1 protein-coding gene is annotated in these 1032 nt (G+C 62.0%); it reads right to left on the reverse strand.

Annotation, left to right across the window (positions count from 1 at the left end):
- Positions 1 to 1032 (reverse strand): elongation factor Tu (tuf, locus tag FHR73_RS22420; protein WP_183634100.1); only part of this gene is annotated, 1032 nt, incomplete at both ends.

Raw genomic sequence — 1032 nt, forward strand, 5'->3', positions numbered from 1 at the left:
CACCATCTCGACGCCTTCCGGCAGCTCGCAGTTACCGGTCACGTCGGTGGTGCGGAAGTAGAACTGCGGACGGTAGCCCTTGAAGAACGGGGTGTGACGACCACCTTCTTCCTTGGACAGCACGTACACTTCGCACTCGAACTTGGTGTGCGGCTTGATGGTGTTCGGCTTGGCCAGAACCTGACCACGCTCCACGTCTTCACGCTTGGTGCCACGCAGCAGCACGCCGACGTTCTCGCCAGCACGGCCTTCGTCCAGCAGCTTGCGGAACATCTCGACGCCGGTGCAGGTGGTCTTGACGGTGGCCTTGATGCCCACGATCTCGACTTCTTCCTGGATGCGCACGATGCCACGCTCGACACGACCGGTTACCACGGTGCCGCGACCGGAGATCGAGAACACGTCTTCGATCGGCATCAGGAACGGCTTGTCGATGGCACGCTCGGGCTCGGGGATGTACGAGTCCAGGGTCTCGACCAGCTTGCGCACGGCAGAGGTACCCATTTCGTTGTCGTCGTTACCGTTCAGCGCCATCAGCGCGGAGCCGATGACGATCGGGGTGTCGTCGCCCGGGAAGTCGTAGGTGTTCAGCAGATCGCGAACTTCCATCTCGACCAGTTCCAGCAGCTCGGCGTCGTCAACCATGTCGGCCTTGTTCAGGAACACGACGATGTAGGGAACGCCTACCTGACGGGACAGCAGGATGTGCTCGCGGGTCTGCGGCATGGGGCCGTCAGCAGCCGAGCAAACCAGGATCGCGCCGTCCATCTGGGCAGCACCGGTGATCATGTTCTTCACGTAGTCGGCGTGGCCGGGGCAGTCGACGTGCGCGTAGTGACGGATCGCCGAGTCGTACTCAACGTGGGAGGTGTTGATGGTGATACCGCGAGCCTTTTCTTCCGGCGCGTTGTCGATCTGGTCGAAACCACGAGCGGAACCGCCCCAGGTATCGGCACAGACTTTGGTCAGCGCAGCGGTCAGAGTGGTCTTGCCATGGTCGACGTGACCAATGGTGCCCACGTTCAGGTGCGG

Source organism: Pseudomonas sp. AS2.8 (genome assembly GCF_014190935.1).
Lineage (GTDB): Bacteria > Pseudomonadota > Gammaproteobacteria > Pseudomonadales > Pseudomonadaceae > Chryseomonas.